This is a genomic window from Actinophytocola xanthii, assembly GCF_001921205.1.
GTDB lineage: Bacteria > Actinomycetota > Actinomycetes > Mycobacteriales > Pseudonocardiaceae > Actinophytocola > Actinophytocola xanthii.
Genome location: NZ_MSIE01000007.1, coordinates 79,355 through 103,200, shown reverse-complemented (window position 1 = coordinate 103,200; position 23,846 = coordinate 79,355). Strand labels below are relative to the sequence as shown.

Sequence of the window (23,846 nt, the reverse complement as noted above, 5' to 3'; positions counted from 1 at the left end):
GTCGGAGGTGGGCGACCGGCTCCGCCGCTCGGCGTTCGAGTCTTCGACATGGCCGTGGTCATCTGTGATGCTTGGCTGCACGGAGTGTGCCGAACGCGGCGATTATGCTCCCCCAGCCCCGGTGCTGCACTGGGCGTGGTTCGAGCTGGACGAGCGGATGGGGTACGAGGTGTCAGACATGGCGGCAGAGGTTGCTCGTCGACCCGCTCATGACGATCTCGTGGGCGGGGTCGTGGTGGGGGACCAGGTCGAGCTGCGCCAGCTCCTGGCCGGGTTGACCGCGGTACGCGACGGGGACTTCCGCACCCGGCTGCCCGAGGAGGCCGACGGCATCCTCGGCGAGATCGCGACGGTCTTCAACGGCATGGTCGACCAGCTGTCGCTGTTCACCTCGGAGGTGACCCGGGTCGCACGGGAGGTCGGCAGCGAGGGCCGGCTCGGCGGCCAGGCCGAGGTGCCCGGCGTCTCCGGCACCTGGGCGGACCTCACCGACTCGGTGAACGCGATGGCGGGCAACCTCACCAGCCAGGTCCGCGACATCGCCCAGGTCGCCACCGCGGTGGCGCGGGGCGACCTGTCCCAGAAGATCGACGTGGACGCCCGCGGTGAGATCCTCGAGCTGAAGGACACCGTCAACACGATGGTCGACCAGCTGTCCTCTTTCGCCGACGAGGTCACCCGGGTGGCCAGGGAGGTCGGCAGCGAGGGCCAACTCGGCGGCCAGGCCCAGGTGCCCGGCGTCGCCGGCGTCTGGCGCGACCTGACCGACTCGGTGAACTTCATGGCCGGCAACCTCACCGACCAGGTTCGCAACATCGCCCAGGTCACCACGGCGGTGGCCCGCGGTGACCTCACGCAGAAGATCGGGGTGGACGCGCGGGGCGAGCTCCTGGAGCTGAAGGAGACCATCAACACGATGGTCGACCAGCTGTCCTCTTTCGCCGACGAGGTCACCCGGGTGGCCCGGGAGGTCGGCAGCGAGGGCCTCCTCGGCGGGCAGGCCGACGTGACGGGTGTCTCGGGCATCTGGCGCGACCTGACCGACTCGGTGAACTTCATGGCCGGCAACCTCACCGACCAGGTTCGCAACATCGCCCAGGTCACCACGGCGGTGGCGGGCGGCGACCTCTCCCAGAAGATCACCGTGACCGCGCGGGGCGAGATCCTCGAGCTGAAGAACACGGTCAACACGATGGTCGACCAGCTGTCCTCGTTCGCCGACGAGGTCACCCGGGTGTCGCGGGAGGTCGGCACCGAGGGCATCCTCGGCGGGCAGGCCGACGTGAAGGGTGTCTCGGGCACCTGGCGCGACCTGACCGACTCGGTGAACTTCATGGCCGGCAACCTGACCGCCCAGGTGCGCTCGATCGCCCAGGTCGCGACGGCGGTGGCCCGCGGTGACCTCACGCAGAAGATCCGGGTGGACGCGCGGGGCGAGATCCTGGAGCTGAAGGAGACCATCAACACGATGGTCGACCAGCTCTCGTCGTTCGCCGACGAGGTGACCCGGGTGTCGCGGGAGGTCGGCACCGAGGGGCGGTTGGGTGGTCAGGCCGACGTCAAGGGCGTCTCCGGCACCTGGAAGGATCTGACCGAGTCCGTCAACGTCATGGCGGACAACCTGACCGCCCAGGTGCGTTCGATCGCCCAGGTGACCACGGCGGTGGCCCGCGGCGACATGACCCAGAAGATCCGGGTGGACGCGCGGGGCGAGATCCTGGAGCTGAAGGAGACCATCAACACGATGGTCGACCAGCTCTCGGCCTTCGCCGACGAGGTCACCCGGGTGTCCCGCGAGGTCGGCACCGAGGGCAACCTCGGCGGCCAGGCCACAGTGCGCGGCGTGTCCGGGACGTGGAAGGACCTCACCGACAACGTCAACGTGATGGCGTCCAACCTCACCGGCCAGGTGCGGTCGATCGCCCAGGTCGCCACCGCCGTCGCGCGCGGCGACCTGTCCCAGAAGATCACGGTGGAGGCCAAGGGCGAGGTGGCCGCCCTGGCCGGTGTGATCAACACGATGGTGGACACGCTGTCGGCGTTCGCCGACGAGGTGACGCGCGTGGCGCGCGAGGTGGGCACCGAGGGCATCCTCGGCGGCCAGGCGAGGGTGCCCAACGTGGCGGGGACCTGGAAGGACCTCACCGACAACGTCAACTCGATGGCGAACAACCTGACCAACCAGGTGCGCAACATCGCCCAGGTGACCACGGCGGTCGCGCAGGGCGACCTCACGCGCAAGATCGACGTCGACGCCCGCGGCGAGATCCTGGCCCTCAAGACCACGATCAACACGATGGTCGACCAGCTCTCCGCGTTCGCCGCCGAGGTCACCCGCGTGGCGCGCGAGGTCGGCAGCGAGGGCCGGCTGGGTGGGCAGGCCGAGGTGGAGGGTGTCTCGGGCACCTGGAAGCGCCTCACCGAGAACGTGAACGAGCTCGCCGGCAACCTCACCCGGCAGGTCCGGGCCATCGCCGGGGTGACCAGCGCCGTCGCCGAGGGCGACCTCACCCGGTCGATCACCGTGGAGGCCTCCGGCGAGGTGGCCGAGCTGAAGGACAACATCAACTCGATGGTGGAGTCGCTGCGCGAGACCACCAAGGCCAACCAGGACCAGGACTGGCTCAAGACCAACCTCGCCCACATCTCCAGCCTGATGCAGGGGCGCCGCGACCTCGGCGTGGTCGCCGAGCTGATCATGGATGAGCTGACCCCGCTCGTCTCGGCCCAGTACGGCGCGTTCTACCTGGCCGATGACGCCTCGGAGACGCCGGAGCTGAAGCTGATCGGCTCCTACGGCAGCCCGGACCCGGTCGGCACGGCACCCCGGTTCGTCTTCGGCCAGTCGCTGGTCGGGCAGGCCGCGCGCAGCCGCCGGCCCATCCTGGTCGGCGACATCCCCGCCGACTACCTCACGATCTCCTCCGGCCTCGGCCGGGTCGCGCCGGTCAACCTGATCCTGCTCCCGATGGTGGTGGAGGAGCAGGTGCTCGGGGTGATCGAGCTGGCCTCGGTGCAGCCGTTCACCAGCATCCACCGCGACTTCCTCGAGCAGCTGATGGAGACGGTGGGGGTGAACGTCAACACGATCATCGCCAACGCCCGGACCGACGAGCTCCTGGTCGAGTCCCAGCGGCTGGCCACCGAGCTGCAGGCCCGGTCCGAGGAGCTGCAGGCCAGGCAGGAGGAGCTCCAGCTCTCCAACGCCGAGCTCGAGGAGAAGGCGGCGCTGCTGGCCACCCAGAACCGGGACATCGAGACCAAGAACCTGGAGATCGAGCAGGCGCGGCAGGAGCTGGAGGCCCGAGCCCAGCAGCTCGCGCTGGCCTCCAAGTACAAGTCGGAGTTCCTGGCCAACATGAGCCACGAGCTGCGCACCCCGCTCAACAGCCTGCTGATCCTGGCCCAGCTGCTCGCGCAGAACCCCAACCGCAACCTCACCCCCAAGCAGGTGGAGTACGCGGGCATCATCCACTCCGCCGGGTCCGACCTGCTCCAGCTGATCAACGACATCCTCGACCTCTCCAAGGTCGAGGCCGGCAAGATGGACATCAACCCGGAGAAGGTGCCGCTGCACCGGTTGCTGGACTACGTGGAGGCCACGTTCCGCCCGATGACGACCCAGAAGAGCCTGGGTTTCACGGTCACGACCGCTCCCGACGTCGCCACCGAGATCGTCACCGACGACTCGCGGCTGCGGCAGGTGCTGGGCAACCTGCTGTCCAACGCGGTGAAGTTCACCGAGACCGGCGGGGTGGAGCTGCACATCGAGCCCGCCTCCCCGAAGGAGGTCCCGGCGGCCGTCCGGCGGCACGGGCCGGCCATCGCCTTCCGCGTCATCGACACCGGTATCGGCATCGCCGAGCACCAGCTGGAGTCGATCTTCGGTGCGTTCCAGCAGGCGGACGGCACGACCAGCCGCAAGTACGGCGGAACCGGGCTCGGCCTGTCGATCAGCCGGGAGATCGCCTACCTGCTCGGCGGTGCCATCACCGCCGACAGCGCGCTCGGCGCCGGCAGCACCTTCACCCTCTACCTGCCGGTCGTGCGACCGGACTTCTCCGACGGCGGCCAGGCCGAGGAGCCCCGTGGCGCGGGCAACGGGCAGCTCACCGCGTCGGACTCGGCCGCGGGCACCCCGGCCGAGGACGGCTCGGCCCCGCGGCGCAGGCTGCTGGTCGTGGAGGAACGGCCGCAGGGCCTGCTCTCGCTGGTCGCGGAGAGTGCCGCGGCCGACGTCGCGGGCAGCCACGACCCGCGGGGTCCGGTGCAGGTCGTGTCGGTCGTGGGTGCCCAGGAGGCAGCCGAGGCCCTCGCCGCCGAGGCGTTCCACTGCGTCGTGCTGGAGCTGGACATCCTCGGCAAGTCCGCGGTGCAGCTCCTGGAGACCATGGACGGCGACTCGGCCCTGCGCACGGTGCCGGTCCTCGCCCACAACAGCCGGCGGGTGGACCCCGAGCAGGAGCGCCTGCTCCAGGCCAGGATCGGCAGCCAGCCCCTGGAGATGCTGTCCAGCCTGGACGAGCTGCGGGAGCGGATCGCGCTGCACCTCGCCGCGAAGGCACCCGGCGACGTGGTGCCCCTGGTCCGCCGCGAGGAGGCGCCCCGACCGGTCCCGCAGGAGATCGACGGGAAGCTCGCGGGCCGCACGGTGCTGATCGTCGACGACGACGCCAGGAACCTCTTCGCCCTGAGCAGCATCCTCGAGCTGCACGGCGTGCACGTCCTGCACGCGGAGAACGGCAGGGAGGGCATCGAGACCCTCACCGCGCACCCGGAGATCGACCTCGTGCTGATGGACGTGATGATGCCGGAGATGGACGGTTACGCCGCCACCGCCGCCATCCGGGCGATGCCTGAGCACGCGTCGCTGCCGATCATCGCGGTCACCGCCAAGGCGATGCTGGGGGACCGGGAGAAGAGCCTCGCGTCCGGCGCGAACGACTACGTGACCAAGCCGGTCGACGCCGACCACCTGGTCGCCTGCGTGAAGCGGTGGTTCGGCCAGTGATCGACGGCCCCGAGGCCAACGCCGGGACCGGTACGGTGACCGAGCCGGACGCCCCGGTACCGCCCTCGGCCACCACGCTGTCCCGGCTCGCCGCGACCGTGGAGAAGCTGCGCGGCGAGGTCGCGGAGGCGCACGCGGCCGCGGAGGGTCGCGCACTGATCGAGATGGCCAAGGGCGTGCTGGTCGAGCGGCTGCACCTCGGGCCGGCGCAGGCCGCGCGACAGCTGGGGTCGCTCGCCGAGCAGGCCGGGATCACGCCGCTCGAGCTTGCGGCCGACCTGGTCAACCAGGCGGCCCGGGACAGGATCACCGAGGTCGTCGACGAGTTCATGATGCAGACGGCCCGCGAGACGCCGACGACCGCGGTGCGGCTGCGCACGGCGGAGAGCGCCGTCCTCGCCGGCGGCGACTCCCAGCGGGTCGCCGAGTCGATGCTGGCCCACGCGGTCGCTCCGCTCGGGGCGAGTGCGGTCGCGATCTGGGCCGCGGCCGCGGACTCGTCGCTGTCCCTGGCCGGGTTCGCCGGTATCGCCCCCGACGAGGCGACCCGGTGGCGGCACGTCCCGCCGGGGGTGGCCACCCTCGCCCGCCGGGCCCTGGCGGAACGGGCGACGGTCTGGGTGGAGGACCTGCAGAGCTCGGGGCTGCCCTCGATCGGCCGGTCCGGCGGGCGCGTCGCCATCCCCGCGGGAACCGGCGGGCGGCTGCTCGGCGTGCTGGAGGTGTGCTGGCCCTACCCGCTGGAGCCGCAGACCCCCCAGGTCCAGCGCCAGCTCGAGGCGCTGGCCGAGCTGTGCTCGCACACCCTGGACGGTGGCACGGGCACCGGTCCCGGGGGCTCCCGGCCGGACGTGGCCGATCTGGTGACCCTGGCCGACGGGCTGTTCGACTCCGCCCTCGTGCTGCGGCCCCAGCTGAGCGCGACCGGCGCGTTGATGGACTTCCGGATCCACCACGCCAACACCGCGTTCGTCGACCCGGCCGGCAGGCCCCGCGGGCTCATCAACGGTGCGCTGCTGCTGGAGGCCTATCCGATGGCCTCGGGGCCGGGGCAGCTGTTCGAGAAGGTGGAGCACGTCCACGCCACCGGTGAGCCCTTCCGAGCCGACCGGATGCGGTTCACCGAGCTGGTGGACCAGGTGCCGCTGACCGTCGTCGCGAGCGTGAGCATCAGCCGCCACGGCGACGGCGTGCTCCTGGTCTGGCGGGTCGAGGACAAGGCGGCGCGGTTGGCGACGCTGCTCCAGCACGCGCAGCGGCTGGGGCGGGTCGGCGGTTTCGAGGAGAACACCGCCACCGGCGAGATCACCTGGAGCGCGCAGCTGTACTCGCTCTACGGGCTCGAGCCGACGGCCGACCCCGTGCCGCTGGCCCAGCTGACCCGCTACGCCCACGACGACGACGCCAGGGCCATCACGTCCTTCCTGCGCACGGTCCTGCACCGCCGTCGTTCGGGCTCGGTCGCGTTCCGCCTGGTCCGCCCGAACGGCATCACGCGCCATATCCGGGTCATCGCCGAACCGGTGCTCGACGCGGCGGGCCACCTGCTCATGGTCCGCGGGGTGTACCAGGACATCTCCGCGCAGCACTGGACCGAGGTCGCGCTGTCGGCGACCCGGGACCAGCTCGCGCACAGCGAGCAGCACATCGCCGAACAGAACCGGCTGGCCCTCCAGCTCCAGCAGGCGATCATGCCGGCCCAGCCCTCGATCGAGGCGTCCGGGCTCCGCATCGCCGTGCGCTACCGGCCCACCGAGCAGCACCACTCGGTCGGCGGCGACTGGTACGACGCGTTGGTGCTGCCGACCAAGCAGGTGCTCATCTCGGTCGGCGACATCGCCGGCCACGGGATCACCGCGGCCACCGGGATGGTGGTCCTGCGCAACGCCCTGCGCGGGCTCGCGGCCACGGGCGCCGGGCCCGGACAGCTGTTGACCTGGTTGAACCTCGTCGCCCGCCACCTCGCCGACCGGATCTTCGCGACCGCGGTCTGCGGCATCTACGAGCCGGACACGCGGGTCCTGCGCTGGGCACGCGCCGGGCACCCCACCCCGGTCCTGGTGCGTGGGCACGACGCGATGGCGTTGCCCGCCCTGCGGGGCGTGCTGCTCGGCGCGTCGGAGAACGCGACCTACACCGAGGACCAGGTGCGGCTGGAGCAGGACGACACGCTCCTGCTGTACACCGACGGCCTGATCGAACGCCGCGACGCGCACTGGGACGAGTGCGTCGCCCGGCTGCTGCGGAAGTCGGCCGAGTACGAGGGTCCGCTCGAGGACCGCCTCGATGCCCTGCTCCACGGCAACGCCTCCAACACCGACGACGACACGTGCGTCGTCGGCCTCCAGGTCACCTGAGGCCTCACCCACATCCCGCTTTCGGCGCGCCACAAATCTCGGAGCGTGTAACACTCGTCACGCAGTTGCACGACATAATGCACGTGCAGATGCATGGTCGAGGGCGATCGGAGTGGGAGGGGCTTCCGATGGACCGAGAAGCGCACCCGTCGTTGGCGGACGACGCGTTCGCGACCCTGCCGGAGCGGTGGCGGTTCGTCCTGTGGCACCTGGAGGTGATGAACGAGTCGCCGGCCGAGGTCGCGCCGCTGGTCGGCATGACGCCCGAGGCGGTGGCGACCCTGGCCCACCGGGCCCGGGAAGGGGCTGCGCAAGGCCTACCTGGAGCGCGTCCCCTGCGTCCCGCGCACCGGCACCACACGGTGGTAGGGCGCGTCCGCACAGCCCTCGGGCACCTCTTCACACCCCCGCTCGCCGCGCTGCGCCTTGGCGGCGCGTCTCGGCCAGCAGTACCGCAAGCCGCGCGGCGGTCAGCGCCGGACCGATCACCAGCACCGTGACCGCGAGCTGGCCGATGTCGGGCATGAACCGCAGGATGTGCCGCAGGCGCAGGTCGAACGAGCCGGGCAGCCACAGCCAGACGGCGAGGGCGGACACGATGCCCAGCCCGCACCACGCGGCCGTGCTCAGCGCCGTCCTGGCTCGTGCTCGGCGGGCGGGAGCGGGTTGTCGCCGGACCAGTCGGCGGAGCTGCCAGGCGAGCCCGGCGGCCAGTGCCAGGGTGAGCGCGACCAGTCCGACGAGCGCCGCGGTCTCCGTGGGGTCCTCGGGGAGCGGATCCGGGGCGCCACCGAGGGTGATGGCCAGCGCACCGAAGGCGGCGGAGTTCAGCGCCGCGTCGTGGAGCGGCGAGTAGACGTTCTGCTGGACGGCGATCGCCCAGCCGGCGGTCGGCGCCGTGATGAGGATGCTGTGGTAGCCCGGCGCCCCGCCGGCGTGCCAGACGATCGGCGTGTCGGTCTGGCGGAGGGTTCCGGTCCGCCAGCCGAGCGGGTAGTGCCCGCCCGCGGCCGGGGGACCACCGCGCCGCAGGGCGTCGACGAGCCGCTCGCTCAGGAACCGGCCGCCGCCGTAGCGGCCGTCGGTCAGCAGCGGGACGGCGAGGTGGGCGAGGTCGGTGACGCTGCCGCCGAGGTAGCCGTAGGCGAGGCCGGAGGTGTCGAACGTGCGCTCGGCGTCGCGCACGGTGCCGAAGTAGAACTCGTGCCCCGGCGGCATCCGCTCGGCGTCGCGGGCGTCGGCGATCGTGTCGGCCATGTCCAGCGGCGTGAACACCTCCCGCCGCAGGTACGTCGGCAAGGACAGCCCGGTGGTCTCCTCGACCAGCGCGGCGAGGACGACCGCGTTGGCCGGGCTGTACTGGTGGCGCTCTCCCGGCGCGGCGGTCGGCGTCACCTCGGCCAGGCTCTCGACCCAGCGGCGGGTCGCGCCCGGTGCGTTGTCGTCGACGTCCGAGCGGTCGTACCCGTCGCGAGCGGAGATGCCACTGGTCTGCTCCAGCAGGTGGCGCACCGTGATCCGGTCGGCGGCCCGCTGGTCGGCGAGCCGGAACCAGGGGAGGTGGCGGACGACGGGGTCGTCGAGCCCGACCACGCCGGCGTCGACCAGGCGCAGTACGCCGGTCGCGGTCACCGGCTTGGACACCGAGCCGAACCCGACCGGCGTGTGCGGGGTCATCGGCCGGCCGAACCCGTCGGTGCCCCAGGCGCCGGAGCGCACGACCCGGTCCCGCTGGACCAGGGCGTAGGACAGGCCGGGCGACTCGATGTCCCGCATGCGCTCCACGAGGAAGGCCTCGACGTCGGTCCGGGTGGTCGAGGCCTGGGCCGGCACGCCGGCCAGCAGGAGGGCGCCCAGCACCAGCGCGACGCCCAGGTAGCGAGTGAACATGGCGCAATATGATCATATTGCGTCTAATATGACAATATTGCCCCCTGTTGGTCGAGTTCCTGGAGTGACCGATGGCCACCGAGGAGTACCACCTGGCGCGGCGCCGCCAGGTGGCCGACGCGGTCGAACGGCTGATCGCCGAGCGCGGCTTCGAGGGGGTGACGATGGCCAGGGCGGCGGCCGAGGCGGGCGTGTCGGTCGGCCTGGTGCAGCACTACTTCTCCAGCAAGGACGACCTGCTCCGGTACGCGTACACCCGGGTCACCGAGCGGATGCTGGCGCGCGCTCTGCACCGGGCGGAGGAGCTCGCCGCGCACCGCGGCAGCATCCGCCTGGCGCTGCGGGAGAGCCTCGCCGAGCGACTGCCGCTGGACGAGGCGCGGCGCGCGGAGTGGCGCGTCGCGTTCGCGTTCGCCGCCCGCGCCGTGGACCTGCCCGACCTCGCCGCCGTGCGCAACCGGACCGAGGCCGCCATCCGCGACCAGCTCGCCCAGGCCATCACCAACGGGAAGGAGTGCGGGGAGGTCCCCGCCGAGACCGACGCCCGGTCGGCGGCGGTGGGGCTGCTCGCCCTCGTCGAGGGGCTCGGCCTGCACACCTACCTCGACCCGGCGCTGCCCGCGCCGGTCGTGCTGGCCGAGTTGGAGCGTGCGCTGGCGGGCGTTCTGCCGGGGGAGTGCCGCCACTACGGCTGAGAGCCTGTTTCGAACCGTGGTATGCGGGGGAGTCCCTCGTAGTCGCGGGCGCAGCGGCGGTGGCGGGTGATCCAGGCCAGGGTTCGTTCGACAACCCAGCGTCGGGATAGGACCTGGAGTCGAAACCCCGACGCGCCGATCAGCCCACCGGTGGTCGCACCGACCTTCTTGGTCGTCTCGCCCGCGCGCACCTGCCCGTACTGCAGGGACAGCATGTGCGACCGGAGCAGGGCGGGCGCGAGGAGCTGGTGTTCCTCCCCGATCACCGCCCGCTGGCGGGCCAGGCGGACACCCTACGGAGCGGCGGCGTACGTCATCACCCTGCTACAGCCGGAACCCACCAACCAGCTCGTGCAGTTCACCGCTCATCCCGGCCAGCTCGGTGGCCGCCTGTTGCCACTGCCGCACGGCCGTGGTCGTGGTGTCGGTGGTGGCCGCGACCCCGCCGATGTTCTCGGCGATCGAGCGGCTGCCGTCCGCCGCCTCGGCGACGTTGCGGTTCATCTCGTTCGTCGTGGCGGTCTGCTCCTCCACGGCGGCGGCGATGACGATCTGGTAGTCGCTGATGCGGCTGACGGTCGTGACGATCTCCTCGATGGCGTTGATCGCGTTCGAGGTGTCGGCCTGGATGGCCTCCACCCGCCCGACGATGTCCTCGGTCGCCCGGGCGGTCTCCTGGGCCAGCTCCTTGACCTCGCCCGCCACGACCGCGAACCCGGCGCCCGCCTCGCCCGCCCTGGCGGCCTCGATAGTCGCGTTCAGCGCGAGCAGGTTGGTCTGCTCGGCGATGGAGGTGATGGTGCGGACCACGCTGCCGATCTCCGAGGACGAGACGCCGAGCTTGGTGACCGTGGCGTTGGTCGCCTCCGCCACCGCGACCGCCTGCGCGGCCACCCCGGACGCCTCGCCCGCATTGCTGGCGATCTCGCCGATGGCCGCCACCATCTCGTTGCCGCCACTGGCGACCGTCTCCACGTTCCGCGACACCTGCGCGGCGGCCTCCGCGACCCGGCCGGCCTGGGCGTTGGCATCCTCGGTGGAGGAGGCGATCCCGGAGGAGACCCGGGACAGCTCGTCGGAAGAGGTGGCCAGCGACTCGGCGTGCTCACTCAGGCGGGACACCGTGCCCCGCAGCGACGCGACGGTGTTGTCCACGGCCCGGCCCACCTGGCCGAGCTCGTCCCGGGTGTCCAGGCCGACCTCGACGGTCAGGTCACCCTGCTCGAGTCGTTCCAGGGCGCGGCGCACCGACGCCAGCGGGCGGACCACCGAACGGGTGGCCCACACGGCGAGTACGACGCCGGCCAGCACGGCCAGCACGAGCGCGGCGAGCAGCATCAGTTGGCTGGCCGCGCGCACGGAGTTGGCCTCGTCCTTGAGCACGGCCATCCGCGCGTCGACCGAAGTGGTCACCTTCTCGGTGACCTCCAGTGCCGTGGACCAGGCAGCGCTCGCGTCGCCCTCGTTGATGGCGTCCAGCGCGAGCGTGCGGGCCGCGAGGGTGCCCTCAGCGAGCCACGCCACGACCTTGTCGTCCCACTCGAACCACTCGTCCCAGGCCGGGCGCAGCTTCTCGAACTCGGTCCGCTCCTCGTCGGTCATGTACGTGACGTGGGCGTTCTCCAGGTTCGCGTACAGCGTCTTTTTCGCCTCGAGCTCGCCCTGCCGGTTGTGGCCCTCGGAACCGAGTGCGGCGTCGGGCCCGTAGGTGGCGGCGTCGGCCACGACCAGGCCCTGCCAGCCGGTGATGTCGGCGGCGTCGTAGCGGCTCGCCTGCAGGTCGTCCTGGACCAGGCGCAGCTGGTCCATGCGCTCCTCGACGTCGGCCTGGCGCTGCGTACCCCACCACCCGACACTCGCCGCGACCACGATGAGGACGACGAGCACGGTGAAGGAACCGCCCAGCCGCTTGCCGACGCTGATGTTACGGAGGGACATTTCGCTCCTCGTCAGATGATTAGACCGCCTGTGAGCATCGGACTTCCACCCGACGAGCTGAGTGGACCTTCACGTGTCAGGTGTCACGCGGGTGTGCGGAGGTGTTCGCGCGGGCCGGGCCGGGCCGGAGCGGGCGGCCAGGGCGCGGGTCGGGGACATCTCCGGGAGGTCCCCGATGTCCGCCTGGCCCGTCCCGGGGTGTGTTGTGGGCACCGACCGGCACACGAGGGGGACTGGCAGATGCGCAGGTGGCTTGTTGTTCTGGTGGCGGCGGCGCTGACCGCCGCGCCGTCCGCGGCGGCGGCCGCACCAGTTCGGGGTTCCGGGGACCCGTTGAACCGGTCGCTCGACGCGCTGGTCGCCGCCGGTGCGCCGGGCGTGGTGGCCAGGGTCGACGACGGCCGGCGGGTGCGGACCGTCGCCAGGGGCGTCGCCGTGCTCGACCCGCCGACCCCGATCCACGCCGACGGGGGTTTCCGGGTCGCGAGCATCACCAAGTCGTTCGTGGCGACGGTGGTGCTGCAGCTGGTGGGGGAGCGGCGGCTGCGGCTGTCCGACCCGGTCGAGCGCTGGCTGCCCGGCCTCGTTCCCGGCGGGTCCGCGATCACCGTGCGACAACTGCTCAACCACACCAGCGGAATCTTCGACATCACCGCCGACCCCGCGTGGCGCGCGGCCTTCCTCGCCGACCCGGGCCGGGAGTGGTCGGCCGAGGAGCTGGTCGCCTGGGCCACCTCGCACCCGCCGACGTTCCCGCCGGGCACGGACTGGTCCTACAGCAACACCAACTACCTGCTCGTCGGCCTCATCGCGGAAGCGGCAACGGGCCGGCCGCTGCCGCGGCTGGTGGCCGAGCGGATCACCCGCCCCCTGCGGCTGACCGACACCTTCCTCGCGACCAGCCCGCGCGTGCGGCCCGGCCACGTGCACGGTTACCGACCACCCGCGCTGACCGGCGGCGGCTACGTCGACACGGTCGGCTGGCACCCGAGCGCCGCGGGGGCGTCCGGCGCCCTGGTGTCCACCGCCCCGGACCTGGCCCGGTTCTACCGTGCCCTGCTGTCCGGGCGGCTGCTGTCCCCGGCGTTGACCCGTGAGCTGCTCACCACGGTGCCCGTCGAGGAACGGGACGGCGGATACGGGCTGGGCATCTTCTTCGTCGACACCCGCTGCGGCACGGTGTGGGGCCACTCGGGCAGTTTCCCGGGCTACACCAGCATCGCCTACCAGGACCGCTCCGGCCGCCGGAGCGCCGTCCTGCTCCTGTCCACAGACCTCGACCCGAGGACCGGGCCCCTGTTCGACGCCGCCGTCGACACCGCGGTCTGCGAGATGTTCGGCGTGGTGGAGCAGCAGTAGCGGGGCGTGCCGGTGCGAGCACTGCGACCCGCAGGACGACTAGGTGAGGATCGCGGGTAGGTGCTCGTAGCCGCGCAGGATGCGGGTGTCGCGGTAGGTGGCGCCCGGGGTGAGGCGCAAATCGGGGAAGCGCTCGAAGAGGGTGCGCAGGCCCACCTCGCCCTCCATTCTGGCCAGGGCGGCACCCAGGCAGTAGTGCCGCCCAGTGGAGAACGAGATGTGGTCGCGGGCGTTGCCGCGGCGCACGTCGAAGCGGGCGGGCTCGGTGAAGACCGCCGGGTCGCGGTTGGCGCCGGCGAGGATGGTCGTGACCAACGTTCCCGCCGGCACGGCGACGCCGGCCACCTCGGTGGCGCGTACGCACGTCCTGCCGGTGAGCATGACCGGCGGGTCCGCCCGGAGGATCTCCTCGACCGCGTTCGGCCACAGGGTCGGGTCCGCTCGGAGCGCGGCCAGCTCCTCGGGGTTGTCGTGCAGCAGGGCCGTGCCGTTGCCGAGCAGGTTGACCGTGGTCTCGAAGCCGGCCGCGAGCACCAGGCCGGCCGTTGCCCGCAGTTCGAGGTCGGTGAGACCGACGCCGTCCTCGCGGGCCGCGACCAGCTGGCTGAGCAGGTTGTCGCCCGGCTTGGTCCGGAGCTGGTCGAGGTGTTCGCTCAGCCAGCTGTCGAACGCGCGCAACGCGCTCTCCACCGCGCGGAACTGCCGCCAGGGCAGCCCCATGTCCAGGCTGGGCGCGGCGGCCGAGCCCAGCCGCAGGACGCGGGTGCGCTGTTCGGCCGGCACCCCGAGGATCTCCGCGATCACGGTGACCGGGAGGAGGCTGCAGTACGTGGCGGCGAGGTCGACCGGGCCGGTCGGGTCGAGGCTGTCGAGCAGCTCGTTGGCGATCTGCTCGGTCCGTTCCCGCAGGTTCTCCACCGCGCGCACGGTGAACACGCGGGTGACCAGCTTGCGGTAGCGGGTGTGGTCCGGCGGCTCGGTCACGAGCAACGACGGCGGCGCCACCGGGTGCAGGAAGTCCGCGGCCGACCATCGCGCCAACCGGCCCCACAGCCCTCCTCCCGGTCCTACCCCGGTACGGAAGTCGTTGCTGGTCAGCACCTCGCGGACGACCGCGTAGTCGGCGGTGACGCGGGAGAACACGCCGCCGGGGAGCGGGCCGAGGTCGCGGATCTCGTCGAAGAGCCCGCCCATCGCCCGAGTGGGAGAGGCACCGGCCGCGACGAACAGCCGTGCCTGGGGGTCGCCCCGGCGGGCCGCGAGCCGCAGCGCGGTCCGTGGGAGACCGTGCATCAACCCCCACCGCACCAACGGCCTGGTCACCTCGCCCGCGCGGGTGCCCAGGTGGGTCAGAACGCGTGCCGCTCGCTCCTCCGGGGCCGGCCTCGTGGTCGTCACGTGCGTCCTCCCGTCCGCCGGTGGGTCTCCCGAACCCTACCCGGCGCGACCCCGCTCGTTCGGTCCACTTGGAACCCGGTTCACCAGGTCACGGGCAGGTGGTGGACGCCGTAGACGAAACCGTCCTGCTTGAACGGGATCTGGTCCAGCGTGGTGGCCAGCCGGAGGGTGGGGACGCGCCGGAGGAGGGCGGGGTAGGCGACCTGCAGCTCCATCCTGGCCAGGGGCTGGCCCACACACGCGTGCGGCCCGTACCCGAAGCCCACCTGCTGGCGGGCGTCGCGCCGCAGGTCGAGCCGGTCCGGGTCGGGGAAGACGGCGGGGTCCCGGTTGGCGGTCTCGCTGACCACGATGATTCCCTCGCCCGCCCGGATCAGCTGGCCGGCCAGCTCGAGGTCGGCGACGGCCACCCGCATCAGCCCGCCGTGCGTGATCGTCAGGTAGCGCAGCAGCTCCTCCACCGCCGACGCGACCAGCCGCGGGTCGTCGGTGTCGCGCAGCACGGCCAGCTGGTCGGGGTGCTCCAGCAACGCCAGCGTGCCGAGCGCGATCATGTTGGCCGTGGTCTCGTGCCCGGCGAACAGCATCAGCACGGCCATCCCGACGGCCTCCTGGCGGGGCAGCTCACCGGTCCTGACCCGTTCGGCCACCGTGGAGAGCAGGTCCCCGCCGGGCTCGACGAGTCGCCGACCGACCATCTCGTCCAGGTACTCGCCCAGGTTGCCCATCGCCTCGAACCGCTGCAGGGCGGTCGAGCTCCGGCTGATGATGGTCGTGCTGTTCTCCTGGAAGAACCCGTGGTCGGTGTAGGGAACGCCGAGCAGCTCGCAGATCACCAGCGAGGGCACCGGGAGCGCGAACGCCTCGACCAGGTCCACGGGTCTGGGGCCGGCGGTCAGCTCGTCCAGGAACCGGTCCACGATCGTCCGCACGGCCGGCCGCATGGCCTCGACCCGCCTGATCGAGAACGCCCCGGTGACCATCCGCCGCAGGCGGGCATGTTCGGGGTCGTCCTTGAGGATGAAGCTGAGCCCGGGGACGGACCGCTGCTTCGCCAGCTCCGCCATCCGCCTGGCCTCGGCGTCGGTCATCGCGCCGTCGGCGCCCTCGGTGACCCTCGGCATGCCGGGCCGGGTGCGGTCGACGCTGACCCGGGGGTCGGCGAGCAGTGCCCGGTGCTCGGCGTGCCCGGTCACCAGCCAGGCGGTGCTGCCGTCCCAGAGCCGGACCCGGGACAGCGGGCCCGGGACCTGCCGCAGGGCCGGGGCCGGGTCGAGCGGGCAGCCCGCCGCCCTGGTGATGTCGTAGTCCGGTACCCGTTCCGTGCTGGCCATCGGCCTCTCCTCCGATGTGGACGGTAGTGCACTCAGTCCGGGAGGGCGACCGAGACGCGGTGGGTGTCCGAGGGCCAGTTGGGGACGTTGAGCACCGTCGTCGGCCGGTCGCCGCGGGGGACCATGACCAGGCGGACGGTCCGGTGCGCGCCGGGGTCGGCCGCTACATACACGTCCGCGGCGGCGAGGAAGGTCAGGTTGTCGAACGGGAAGAGCTGGTTCTTGCCGAGGTCGGTGCGCTGGTCGGGGTCGGCGTAGCCGGTGGCGGTGCGGGCGCCGACGTCGGTCAGGAACAGCGCGTTGACCTCGCCCGTGTTACCGCCGGGGCCACCAGGACCCGTCCTGGGCGCCACCCCGGGAGTGAGCACGTTCAGCGGCGGCACGCCGTCGCCGAGGGTGTCCACGGTCAGCACGTCGCTGTCGGGCTGGTCGCCCCACAGCTCGCGCCCCCGCACGATCGTGAGGTTCACGTGGCGAGGGTCGTGCTTGGTGAACGCCTCGAGGCCGGTGCCGGGCCGGGCGGTGTTCAGGCGCAGGAAGTAGTCGTCCCGGATGAACGGGCGCTGGTAGAAGTGGTCCACCGACCCGTCCTCGCGGGTGACGGCGAACTCGTAGGCCTGGTGGGGCCGGACGCGCAGCGGGCCGAAGGCGCCGCCGTCGTCGATCACGGTGGTGGTTACCGGGGTGGGCCCGCGGCGCCGGCCGGTGGCGGCGTCGACCGGCCACACCTCGAGCCGCGCCCCGGCATAGCCGGCGTTCTGCTGGAACAGCACGACCCGGCCGGCGACCTCGATCCGCCGCTCGGGCAGGACCCGCGTCGTGGCCGGGGAGCGGCCGAACCAGAAGCGGTAGATGTCGACGAACGTCTTCGCCGCGGTCACCGTCTCGGTGTGACCGAACTGTCTGTTGTAGACGTTCTGGGCGCCCTCGACCAAGCCGACCGTGCCGAGAACGGGGTCCGGCGGCGACTGCCACTCACCCCAGACGGCGAGCGTCGGCACGCCACCGGGTGGGGCGGCGGCGCTCCGGCCGTCGAGGTTGACGTACTTCGCGACCTCCCTCGCGTGGGCCGGGTCGGCGAGGTAGGCCTGGCTCACCCCGGTGCCCCGCGAGTGTGCGGCGAGCAGAACGGCGGACGCCCCGGTGCGCGCGAGCACGTCGTCGACGAACGGCTCCAGGTCGGCGACCGCCGCGGTGTTGTCGGGCACGCTGGTGTCGTACTCGTAGGCGAACATCAGCTCGGTCGGGTACCCGTTGCTGGCGAACCGCTGGAACTGCGTCTCGAACTGCGCGGCCGAGCCGGCGTTGCCGTGCACGAACACGATCGGCAGGCGCCCCGGGTGGGCGCTGGCCGGCGTGGCGGCGAGGGTGGTGACCAGGGCCGTGGCGATGAGCGCGGCGTGGAGGACAGGGGTACGCACGGCTCTCCCAACGTCGGTGGGGACAGGGTCTCAGGTGGTCGGAAGGAACCTCGGCGGGCGGCGCACGGGGTTGGCGGACTCGTAGGCGGCGGCCAGGGCGAGCACGGTGGCGTCGGCCCAGCGCGCGGAGAAGAACGAGAGGCCGATCGGCAGCTCACCCGCGTAGCCCGCGGGCACGGTGATGTTGGGGTACCCGGACACGGCGGCCGGGCCGGAGGAGGAGAGCAGGAAACCCTCGTCGCCGCTGCCGTAGGTGGTGCGCCAGGCCGGGCCGTTGGTGGGCGAGACGATCGCGTCCAGGTCGTGGGCGGCCATCGTCTCGTCGATGGACCGCCGGGCCAGCGAGGTGGCCGTCGCCCGCTGCCGCTGGTAGGTCGGGTCGTCGGTGCCGGGCGCGGTCAACGCCTGCTCGAACAGCTCCTGGCCGAACCGGCTCAGCTCGACGGGGTCCCGCCGGTTGAACTCGACGAGCTCGGCGATCGTGTGCGGGACGCCGGGCCGCCCGGCGAGGTAGGCGGGCAGGTCGCGGGCGAACTCGGTCAGCAGGGCGGGGAACTCGGCCGCGTTGACCTCCTCGCGGTAGGGGATCTCGACCTCGACCACGGTCGCTCCCCTGGACCGCAGGGTGGCGACCGACCGGCTGACGATCCGGTCGACGTCGGGGTCGGCGCCGGCCTGTCGCCAGACGCCGATGCGCGCGCCGCGCAGCGCGCCGGGTCGCAGCAGCCGGGCGTAGTCGCTCGGCTGGTCGTCGGGGGAGGCGGAGGTGGCCGGGTCCGCCGGGTCGCGCCCCTGGAGCACGGAGAGCGTGATCGCCACGTCGACGACGTTGCGTGCCATGGGCCCGGCGGTGTCCTGCTCGGCCGAGATCGGCGCGATTCCGGTGCGGCTGACCAGCCCGAGCGTGGGCTTGTGACCGACGACGCCGGTGGCGCCGGCCGGGCAGACGATCGACCCGTCGGTCTCGGTGCCGATCGCGACCTGGGCCAGTGCCGCCGCCACCCCTGCCCCCGAGCCCGACGAGGACCCGCACGGGTTGCGGTCCAGGACGTAGGGGTTGTTCGTCTGGAGCCCGACGCCAGACCAGCCGGAGGTCGCGTTGGTGCTGCGGAAGTTGGCCCACTCGGAGAGGTTCGCCTTGCCGAGGATGACCGCGCCGGCGGCGCGCAGCCTGCGGACCAGCGTCGCGTCCGCGCGCGGCGGGGCCGCCAGCAACGCCCGCGAGCCGGCCGTCGTGGTGAGCCTGCGGGTGTCGATGTTGTCCTTGAGCAGGATCGGGATCCCGTCCAGCGGACCGCGGGTGTGCCCGGTGCGTCGGCGTAGGTCGCTGGCCGCCGCCTGCGCGAGCGCCGTCGGATCGAGGGCGAGGACCGCGTGCACCTTCCGGTCGACGGTGCGGATCCGGTCCAGGTAGGCCCGCGTGAGCCGGACCGAGGACAGCCGGCCCCGGTCCATCAGCGCCTGCAGCTCCGGAATCGTCATCCCGTCGAGGTCGAGCGCCGGCCGCCCTACCCCAGCCACCGCCCCGGCCGGCACCGGCACCCCCAGCGCCACGGCGAGCAACAGCAGGACCGAGATCAACCGTGAGATCCGCACATCGCAGCTAAGCGCGTGAACACCACACCGTCAACCGTCCCACCGGGCGGGGACTTTCGCGGACCGCCTGTCGCCGCTACTCCAGGACGAACGTAGCCGCTGCCTGGCCGGCCGCGTCGGTGACCGGCTGGAGAGACAGCATGCCGCCGGAATGCCGGATGTACCGGCCCGCCGAGTTCTGCGCCTCGAACGACACCCCGGACGCGCTGGCCAGGCCCGGACGTTGGACGAAACTGGCGTCCCCGCGGAACACCGCACCGCCGTCGTCGCGGTCGACCCACAGTTCGAAGTCGCGGTGGCGCAGGTAGTGGCCGGGGAAGTTGACCGACTCCAGCGACACGGTCCCGGAACCCGTCAGCCCCGGCACCACCCGGAACTGCGAGTCCGCCAGCGGGTTCACGTTGGCGTCCACCCGGGCGCGGTAGTCGTAGTGGCGGACGAAACGGTCGGGCAGATCGTAGGAGCGCAGCCGGACGGGTGTCGGGCCGTCCGGGACCGGGATGCCGAAGTTCGGCGTGCCGTCGGCGTTCCAGTACACCTTCTGCACCCTCGTCCGCCGGTTCGGGTCGTTCAGGGGGTCGCCGCTGATGTCGCGGTAGTTGCGGTCGTGGTAGACGAGGATGTCGCTCTGGCCGTCCTCGGACACGGTGAACGAGTTGTGGCCGGGTCCGTACTGGCCGGTCGCGTCGTTGGACGCGAACACGGGGTTCTGGCTCTTCGTCCAGGATCCCGCGTTCAGCAGGTCCGCGCTCGCCGACGCGGTGAGCATGCCCAGGCAGTAGTTGGCATCGGTCGCGCTCGCGGAGTAGGTGAGGAACACGCGCCCGCCGCGCTGGATCACGCTCGGGCCCTCGTTCACCTTGTACCCGCGGGTCTCCCAGGCCAGCGTTGGCACCGACAGCCTGGTCACCGTCCCCGTGATGGTCCACGGCGTGGATCCCGTCCGGGCGAGGTAGAGGTTGGAGTTCGTCGAGATCCCCGGCTCCTGCTGGGCCCAGACCAGGTACCGCACGCCGCCCACGACGAAGGTCGAGGCGTCGAGCGCGAAGGTGTCCCAGGGAGTGCTGATCCGCCCGCGCTCGACCCACGAGCCGGTGAGCGGGTTCGCCGCCGAGCTCTCCAGGACGTACATGCGGATCCGCCAGACGTCGTCCGAGCGGCCCGCGGCGAAGTAGACGTACCACCGGCCGTTGATGAAGTGGATCTCCGGCGCCCAGATGTGCGCGGCCATCTCGCCACTGGTGTGCCTGCGCCAGATCACCGTCTCCTGGGCCGAGGCCAGGCCCTGGATGGTGGTGGCCCTGCGCAGCACGATCCGGTCGTACTCGGGGACGGTCGCGGTGAGGTAGTAGTACCCGTCGGTGTGCTTGACGATGTGCGGATCGGCGCGCCGCTCCGCGATCGGGTTGGTGTACCTGGCAGCGGGCGAGGCCGTAGCGGGCGGGGTCGGGAGCGCCACCGCCAGTGCGACCACCAGCACTGCCGCCACGCGGGCGAGGATCGTCCTCATCGTCCGTCCTTTCGGGAGAGTCAGGGGGCGAGGGGCACGGTGACGGTGAACGACGCGCTTCCCGCGAACGCGGATCCCGGCGTGTACAGGTCCACACGCACCTCGCCACCCACATGGCGCAGGTACCGGCCGGGGTGGCTGTAGGACTCGAACGACACCCCGCCGGCCAGGCCCGCTCTGCCGCAGAAGGTCGCGTCCCTGGCGAAGGTCGCGTCGCCGGAGTTCACGTCCAGCCGCCCGCGGAAGGCGTAGTGGCGCAGGTAGCGGTCGGGGAAGTTCAGCGAGCGGAACGAGACACAGGCCGCGTTCGCCAGACCGGCGACGACGGTGAACGTGGCATCCTGCCGGTCGGCCGCCGTGCCGACCGGTTCGACGTAGGCCAGGTAGTCGCGGTGGCGCAGGTAGCCCTCGGCGACATCGGCCGACCGCAGGGAGCGGTTCCCGGTGGGCACGGTGGTGCTGTCGCCCGAGGTCTCGCGCAGCACGGTGAAGTGCCGCGCGGTGCCGGACAGACCGGGAAGCTCGACCTTGGCCCCGAACGAGAACAGGTCGGTGCTGTCGGCGTAGTAGTACCGTTGCTGCCCGTACTGGTCGAAGTAGACACGCCACCGGCCGTCCGGCAGCTGCACGACCGCCGGCCCTTCCAGGCCCGAGCCCCAGCCGGCCCAGTTGCCGGTGCCCCGGAACGTCCACGGGCCGTCGAGGGAGGTCGCGGTGGCGTGCTCGATGTACTTGGTGGTCTCGTTCTTGAGGAAGTTGTGGTAGGTCCCGCCGATCCTGACCAGGAAGCTGTCGATGTAGTTCGCCGGTATGCCCAGCGCGACGGGGGAGGACCAGGTGGACAGGTCGCCGCTGGTCGCGGTCACCCGGTGGGGGCGGAACTGGCCGGCGGTGCCCGTGGTGGAGGCCGAGTAGACGACGTGGACGCTGCCGTCGCTGTCCCTGAACCACTCCGGGGCCCAGGTGCTGCCGGTCGCCCCGTTCAGCCCTACCCGCACGTTGCGCAGGAACGTCCAGGTCACGTAGTCGGCACTGCGCGCGAAGCCGATGGTGTCACCGGTCCAGCCGGTGGTGTAGACGACGTAGTAGTAGCCGTCGGTGTGGCGCATGACGCTGGGGTCGCGGATCAGCCCGGACGGCGGGGTGAACGCGTTGGCCCGGACCAGGCTGAAGTTCGTGGCGTTCGCGGAGTCGTAGACGTACATGTTCGACTCGCTGCTGTTGGTGAACGCCGTCATCACGTAGTGCGGAACGGGGCCGGCGGCCTGGGCGCCAGGCGGGTTCACGACCAGCACGGCGGTCGCGGCGAGCGCGGTCAGGGCGGCGAGCGCGAAGCGTCGCCGGGCACGCCAACGCATGTCCGGCTCCTTGCGTCGTTGGAAGTGAAACCGGAGTGAGCGTTAACACTATGACGGCTGCCGAACGGCTGTGGCAAGAGAAACCGTGGCCCATCGCTCAGCACGGGAGCGGAGCCGATCATGTGAGCGCAAACATCGAGAAGGTGGTGGCCCCGGTGTCGCGACGGGGCCACCACCGTCCATGTGGAACCGCGTCCGGCGCTGGCCGCGGTTCGCCGGCTCAGCTCGGGGCGACTGCCCGGCCGGTCTGGGGCGAGATCATGCCCGCGCACAGGTTGCGGCTGGCCAGTACCTGCGCGATTCGCGGGATCGCGGCACGCGTGTTCGCCGGCCACTCGTGCATGAGGATGACCTGACCGTTGGTGAGGCGGGCGTTGGCCGCGACGATCGCGTCGACGCTGGCGTTGTTCCAGTCCTGGGAGTCGACGTCCCAGATGATCTGGGTCAGGCCGTGCCGGGCGGCGATGGACTGCACGGTGGAGTTGGTCTCGCCGTACGGGGGCCGGAACAGCCTGGGCGTGCCGCCGCCGGCGTTGGCGATGGCCTGCTGGGTGCGGGTGATCTCCGACTCGATCTGGGCCGGGCTCTGCTGGGTCAGGTGGGGGTGGGTGTAGCTGTGGTTCGCGACCCACATACCGGCGCTGACCTGGGCGCGGACGTGCTGGGGATAGGACGCCGCGTACTGGCCCTGGTTGAACATCGTGGCCCGCAGCCCGTTCTGCTGCAGCGCGCTGAGCAGGGCCGGGGTGTTGTTGGACGGGCCGTCGTCGAAGGTGAGGCCGACGTACCCGTTGCAGGCCGCGCCGGGTGTCCCGGCGGCTCCCGCCGCCGGGGCGGCCGCACCGGCCATGGCCATCGCGGCGACGGCCAGTCCCGTGAGTGCGCGTTTCGGCAGCAGTGACGTGTTTCGCATCGCGGAGTCCTTCCTCGTGCGGCACGAGCGATGGACAGTGAGGCGCCCTGTCGGTACCGCCAGTGTTGGTTCAACTGCGCTCTGCTGTCAACGACTTTCGGTAAACTTTCGGAAGTATTGGTCGCCGGTGGAATATTCATACCTGTGTTTTTCCTGGTAGATGGTTCGGTCTGTCGTTCGCTCTAAGCTCGTTGCGGTCAGGGCGTCGACGAGGAAGATCAGGTGGCGGAATTTTCGGTGTCGCTTGTCGACCCGATGTTTTGAAATCTATGTCTCAGAAGAGGAGTTCAGGGACCGGTACACGGTCGCGCGGGACACGCCGAGCTCCCGGGCGATGTGCTCGACGGTGTGCCCGTCGGTCGCGTAGCGCCGCCGGATGTGGTCCACCTGCTCCTGGTCGAGCAGTCGCGGTCGGCCTCCTCGGCGGCCGCGTGGTCGTCCCCGGTCCGGCGCGCTCGGCGGGGCCGGACGCGCCGGTGCCAGCAGTGCCCGGACCCCGGCGAGGACGTGCTCGCGCAGCTCGCCGGGGTCCTCCTCGGCGAAGAGGATGACCGCGTCACCCAGGCCGGCTACCGCCTGGGCTGCCCGCACGCGGGTGGCGAGGTCCCGGGTCGGTCCGGCCACGAGGTCGTTGGCCAGGGCCACGGCGCTTCGGAAGCGGTGCGCGACCGGGGCTTCCACCAGCAACGACATGTCCCGGACCAGCATCAGCAGGGTCTCCCGGTGCCGGATGCAGACGTCGAGGTAGCCCTCGAGCGCCTGCCACCGGACGGTCTCGGGGTCGGGGTGGCGCTCCGCGTCGGCGAGGGCTGCCTCCAGCTCGTCGAGCAGGGGCTCGGTGAGCTGGCGGAGGATCTCGTCCTTGGCCGGGAAGTGGTAGTAGAGGCCGGGTTTGGTGATACCCACCGCCTCCGCGACCCGCTGCATGGACGTCGCCCGGTATCCCACCGCCGCGAACAGCTCCCGTGCCGCGGCCAGGATCCGGCCGGGCACGTCCTCCCTCGATGGCTTCTCCGCGGCGGGCACCAGCCCACTTTACCGCCGGTCGGTCATCCAGCTAGTGTGT

General features: G+C 71.7%; 14 protein-coding genes. 4 read left to right on the top strand and 10 right to left on the bottom strand.

The window, feature by feature from the left end; all coding sequences use genetic code 11:
- The first annotated feature begins 178 nt into the window (after nucleotides 1-178).
- Nucleotides 179-5,011: a HAMP domain-containing protein gene (locus BU204_RS05940; RefSeq protein ID WP_158073403.1), complete on the top strand. Its 4,833-nt coding sequence runs from the start codon at nucleotides 179-181 to the stop codon at nucleotides 5,009-5,011.
- Nucleotides 5,008-7,368 (top strand): SpoIIE family protein phosphatase, encoded by a 2,361-nt coding sequence (locus BU204_RS05935; RefSeq protein WP_233159391.1) that lies wholly within the window; start codon nucleotides 5,008-5,010, stop codon nucleotides 7,366-7,368. Before BU204_RS05940 ends, BU204_RS05935 begins: the two co-directional genes overlap by 4 nt.
- A gap of 399 nt (nucleotides 7,369-7,767) precedes the next feature.
- Here BU204_RS05935 and BU204_RS05930 read toward each other — a convergent pair whose 3' ends face one another.
- Nucleotides 7,768-9,258: a serine hydrolase domain-containing protein gene (locus BU204_RS05930; protein ID WP_075124520.1), complete on the bottom strand. Its 1,491-nt coding sequence runs from the start codon at nucleotides 9,256-9,258 to the stop codon at nucleotides 7,768-7,770.
- A 71-nt stretch (nucleotides 9,259-9,329) separates the two neighbouring features.
- Here BU204_RS05930 and BU204_RS05925 point away from each other — a divergent pair, with 71 nt between their 5' ends.
- Nucleotides 9,330-9,953: a TetR/AcrR family transcriptional regulator gene (locus BU204_RS05925; RefSeq protein ID WP_075124519.1), complete on the top strand. Its 624-nt coding sequence runs from the start codon at nucleotides 9,330-9,332 to the stop codon at nucleotides 9,951-9,953.
- Between the two features lie 324 nt (nucleotides 9,954-10,277).
- Here the strand turns inward: BU204_RS05925 and BU204_RS05915 are convergent, their stop codons facing one another.
- Nucleotides 10,278-11,891: a methyl-accepting chemotaxis protein gene (locus tag BU204_RS05915; protein WP_075124518.1), complete on the bottom strand. Its 1,614-nt coding sequence runs from the start codon at nucleotides 11,889-11,891 to the stop codon at nucleotides 10,278-10,280.
- A 240-nt stretch (nucleotides 11,892-12,131) separates the two neighbouring features.
- On the opposite strand from BU204_RS05915, the gene BU204_RS05910 reads away from it, so the two are divergent.
- On the top strand, nucleotides 12,132-13,250 hold the full coding sequence (locus tag BU204_RS05910) for a serine hydrolase domain-containing protein (protein ID WP_075124517.1): 1,119 nt from the start codon (nucleotides 12,132-12,134) through the stop codon (nucleotides 13,248-13,250).
- A gap of 39 nt (nucleotides 13,251-13,289) precedes the next feature.
- Here the strand turns inward: BU204_RS05910 and BU204_RS05905 are convergent, their stop codons facing one another.
- The 8 genes from BU204_RS05905 to BU204_RS05870 form a co-directional block, all read right to left on the bottom strand.
- A complete protein-coding gene (locus BU204_RS05905; RefSeq protein ID WP_083661051.1) occupies nucleotides 13,290-14,543 on the bottom strand; it encodes a cytochrome P450 in 1,254 nt (417 codons plus the stop codon).
- A gap of 185 nt (nucleotides 14,544-14,728) precedes the next feature.
- Nucleotides 14,729-15,982: a cytochrome P450 gene (locus BU204_RS05900; protein ID WP_075124516.1), complete on the bottom strand. Its 1,254-nt coding sequence runs from the start codon at nucleotides 15,980-15,982 to the stop codon at nucleotides 14,729-14,731.
- A gap of 32 nt (nucleotides 15,983-16,014) precedes the next feature.
- The gene (locus tag BU204_RS05895; RefSeq protein WP_083661026.1) at nucleotides 16,015-17,403 is read right to left on the bottom strand and encodes a hypothetical protein; all 1,389 of its coding nucleotides are present in this window, start codon (nucleotides 17,401-17,403) and stop codon (nucleotides 16,015-16,017) included.
- A gap of 30 nt (nucleotides 17,404-17,433) precedes the next feature.
- On the bottom strand, nucleotides 17,434-18,993 hold the full coding sequence (locus BU204_RS05890) for an amidase (protein WP_075124618.1): 1,560 nt from the start codon (nucleotides 18,991-18,993) through the stop codon (nucleotides 17,434-17,436).
- Nucleotides 18,994-19,075: 82 nt separating this feature from the next.
- Entirely contained in the window at nucleotides 19,076-20,509 is a 1,434-nt protein-coding gene (locus BU204_RS05885) for a family 43 glycosylhydrolase (protein ID WP_083661025.1), read from the bottom strand.
- Nucleotides 20,510-20,529: 20 nt separating this feature from the next.
- A complete protein-coding gene (locus BU204_RS05880; RefSeq protein ID WP_075124515.1) occupies nucleotides 20,530-21,867 on the bottom strand; it encodes a glycoside hydrolase family 43 protein in 1,338 nt (445 codons plus the stop codon).
- A 220-nt stretch (nucleotides 21,868-22,087) separates the two neighbouring features.
- Nucleotides 22,088-22,780: a polysaccharide deacetylase family protein gene (locus BU204_RS05875; RefSeq protein ID WP_075124514.1), complete on the bottom strand. Its 693-nt coding sequence runs from the start codon at nucleotides 22,778-22,780 to the stop codon at nucleotides 22,088-22,090.
- A 267-nt stretch (nucleotides 22,781-23,047) separates the two neighbouring features.
- Entirely contained in the window at nucleotides 23,048-23,806 is a 759-nt protein-coding gene (locus BU204_RS05870; RefSeq protein ID WP_075124513.1) for a TetR family transcriptional regulator, read from the bottom strand.
- Nucleotides 23,807-23,846 lie beyond the last annotated feature (40 nt).

Coding starts and splice junctions, on each gene's coding strand:
- BU204_RS05910 (WP_075124517.1), top strand. CDS start 12,132: ATGCGCAGGTGGCTTGTTGTTCTGGTGGCGGCGGCGCTGACCGCCGCG.
- BU204_RS05885 (WP_083661025.1), bottom strand. CDS start 20,509: ATGAGGACGATCCTCGCCCGCGTGGCGGCAGTGCTGGTGGTCGCACTG.
- BU204_RS05880 (WP_075124515.1), bottom strand. CDS start 21,867: ATGCGTTGGCGTGCCCGGCGACGCTTCGCGCTCGCCGCCCTGACCGCG.
- BU204_RS05925 (WP_075124519.1), top strand. CDS start 9,330: ATGGCCACCGAGGAGTACCACCTGGCGCGGCGCCGCCAGGTGGCCGAC.
- BU204_RS05930 (WP_075124520.1), bottom strand. CDS start 9,258: ATGTTCACTCGCTACCTGGGCGTCGCGCTGGTGCTGGGCGCCCTCCTG.
- BU204_RS05875 (WP_075124514.1), bottom strand. CDS start 22,780: ATGCGAAACACGTCACTGCTGCCGAAACGCGCACTCACGGGACTGGCC.
- BU204_RS05915 (WP_075124518.1), bottom strand. CDS start 11,891: ATGTCCCTCCGTAACATCAGCGTCGGCAAGCGGCTGGGCGGTTCCTTC.
- BU204_RS05940 (WP_158073403.1), top strand. CDS start 179: ATGGCGGCAGAGGTTGCTCGTCGACCCGCTCATGACGATCTCGTGGGC.
- BU204_RS05905 (WP_083661051.1), bottom strand. CDS start 14,543: ATGCACGGTCTCCCACGGACCGCGCTGCGGCTCGCGGCCCGCCGGGGC.
- BU204_RS05900 (WP_075124516.1), bottom strand. CDS start 15,982: ATGGCCAGCACGGAACGGGTACCGGACTACGACATCACCAGGGCGGCG.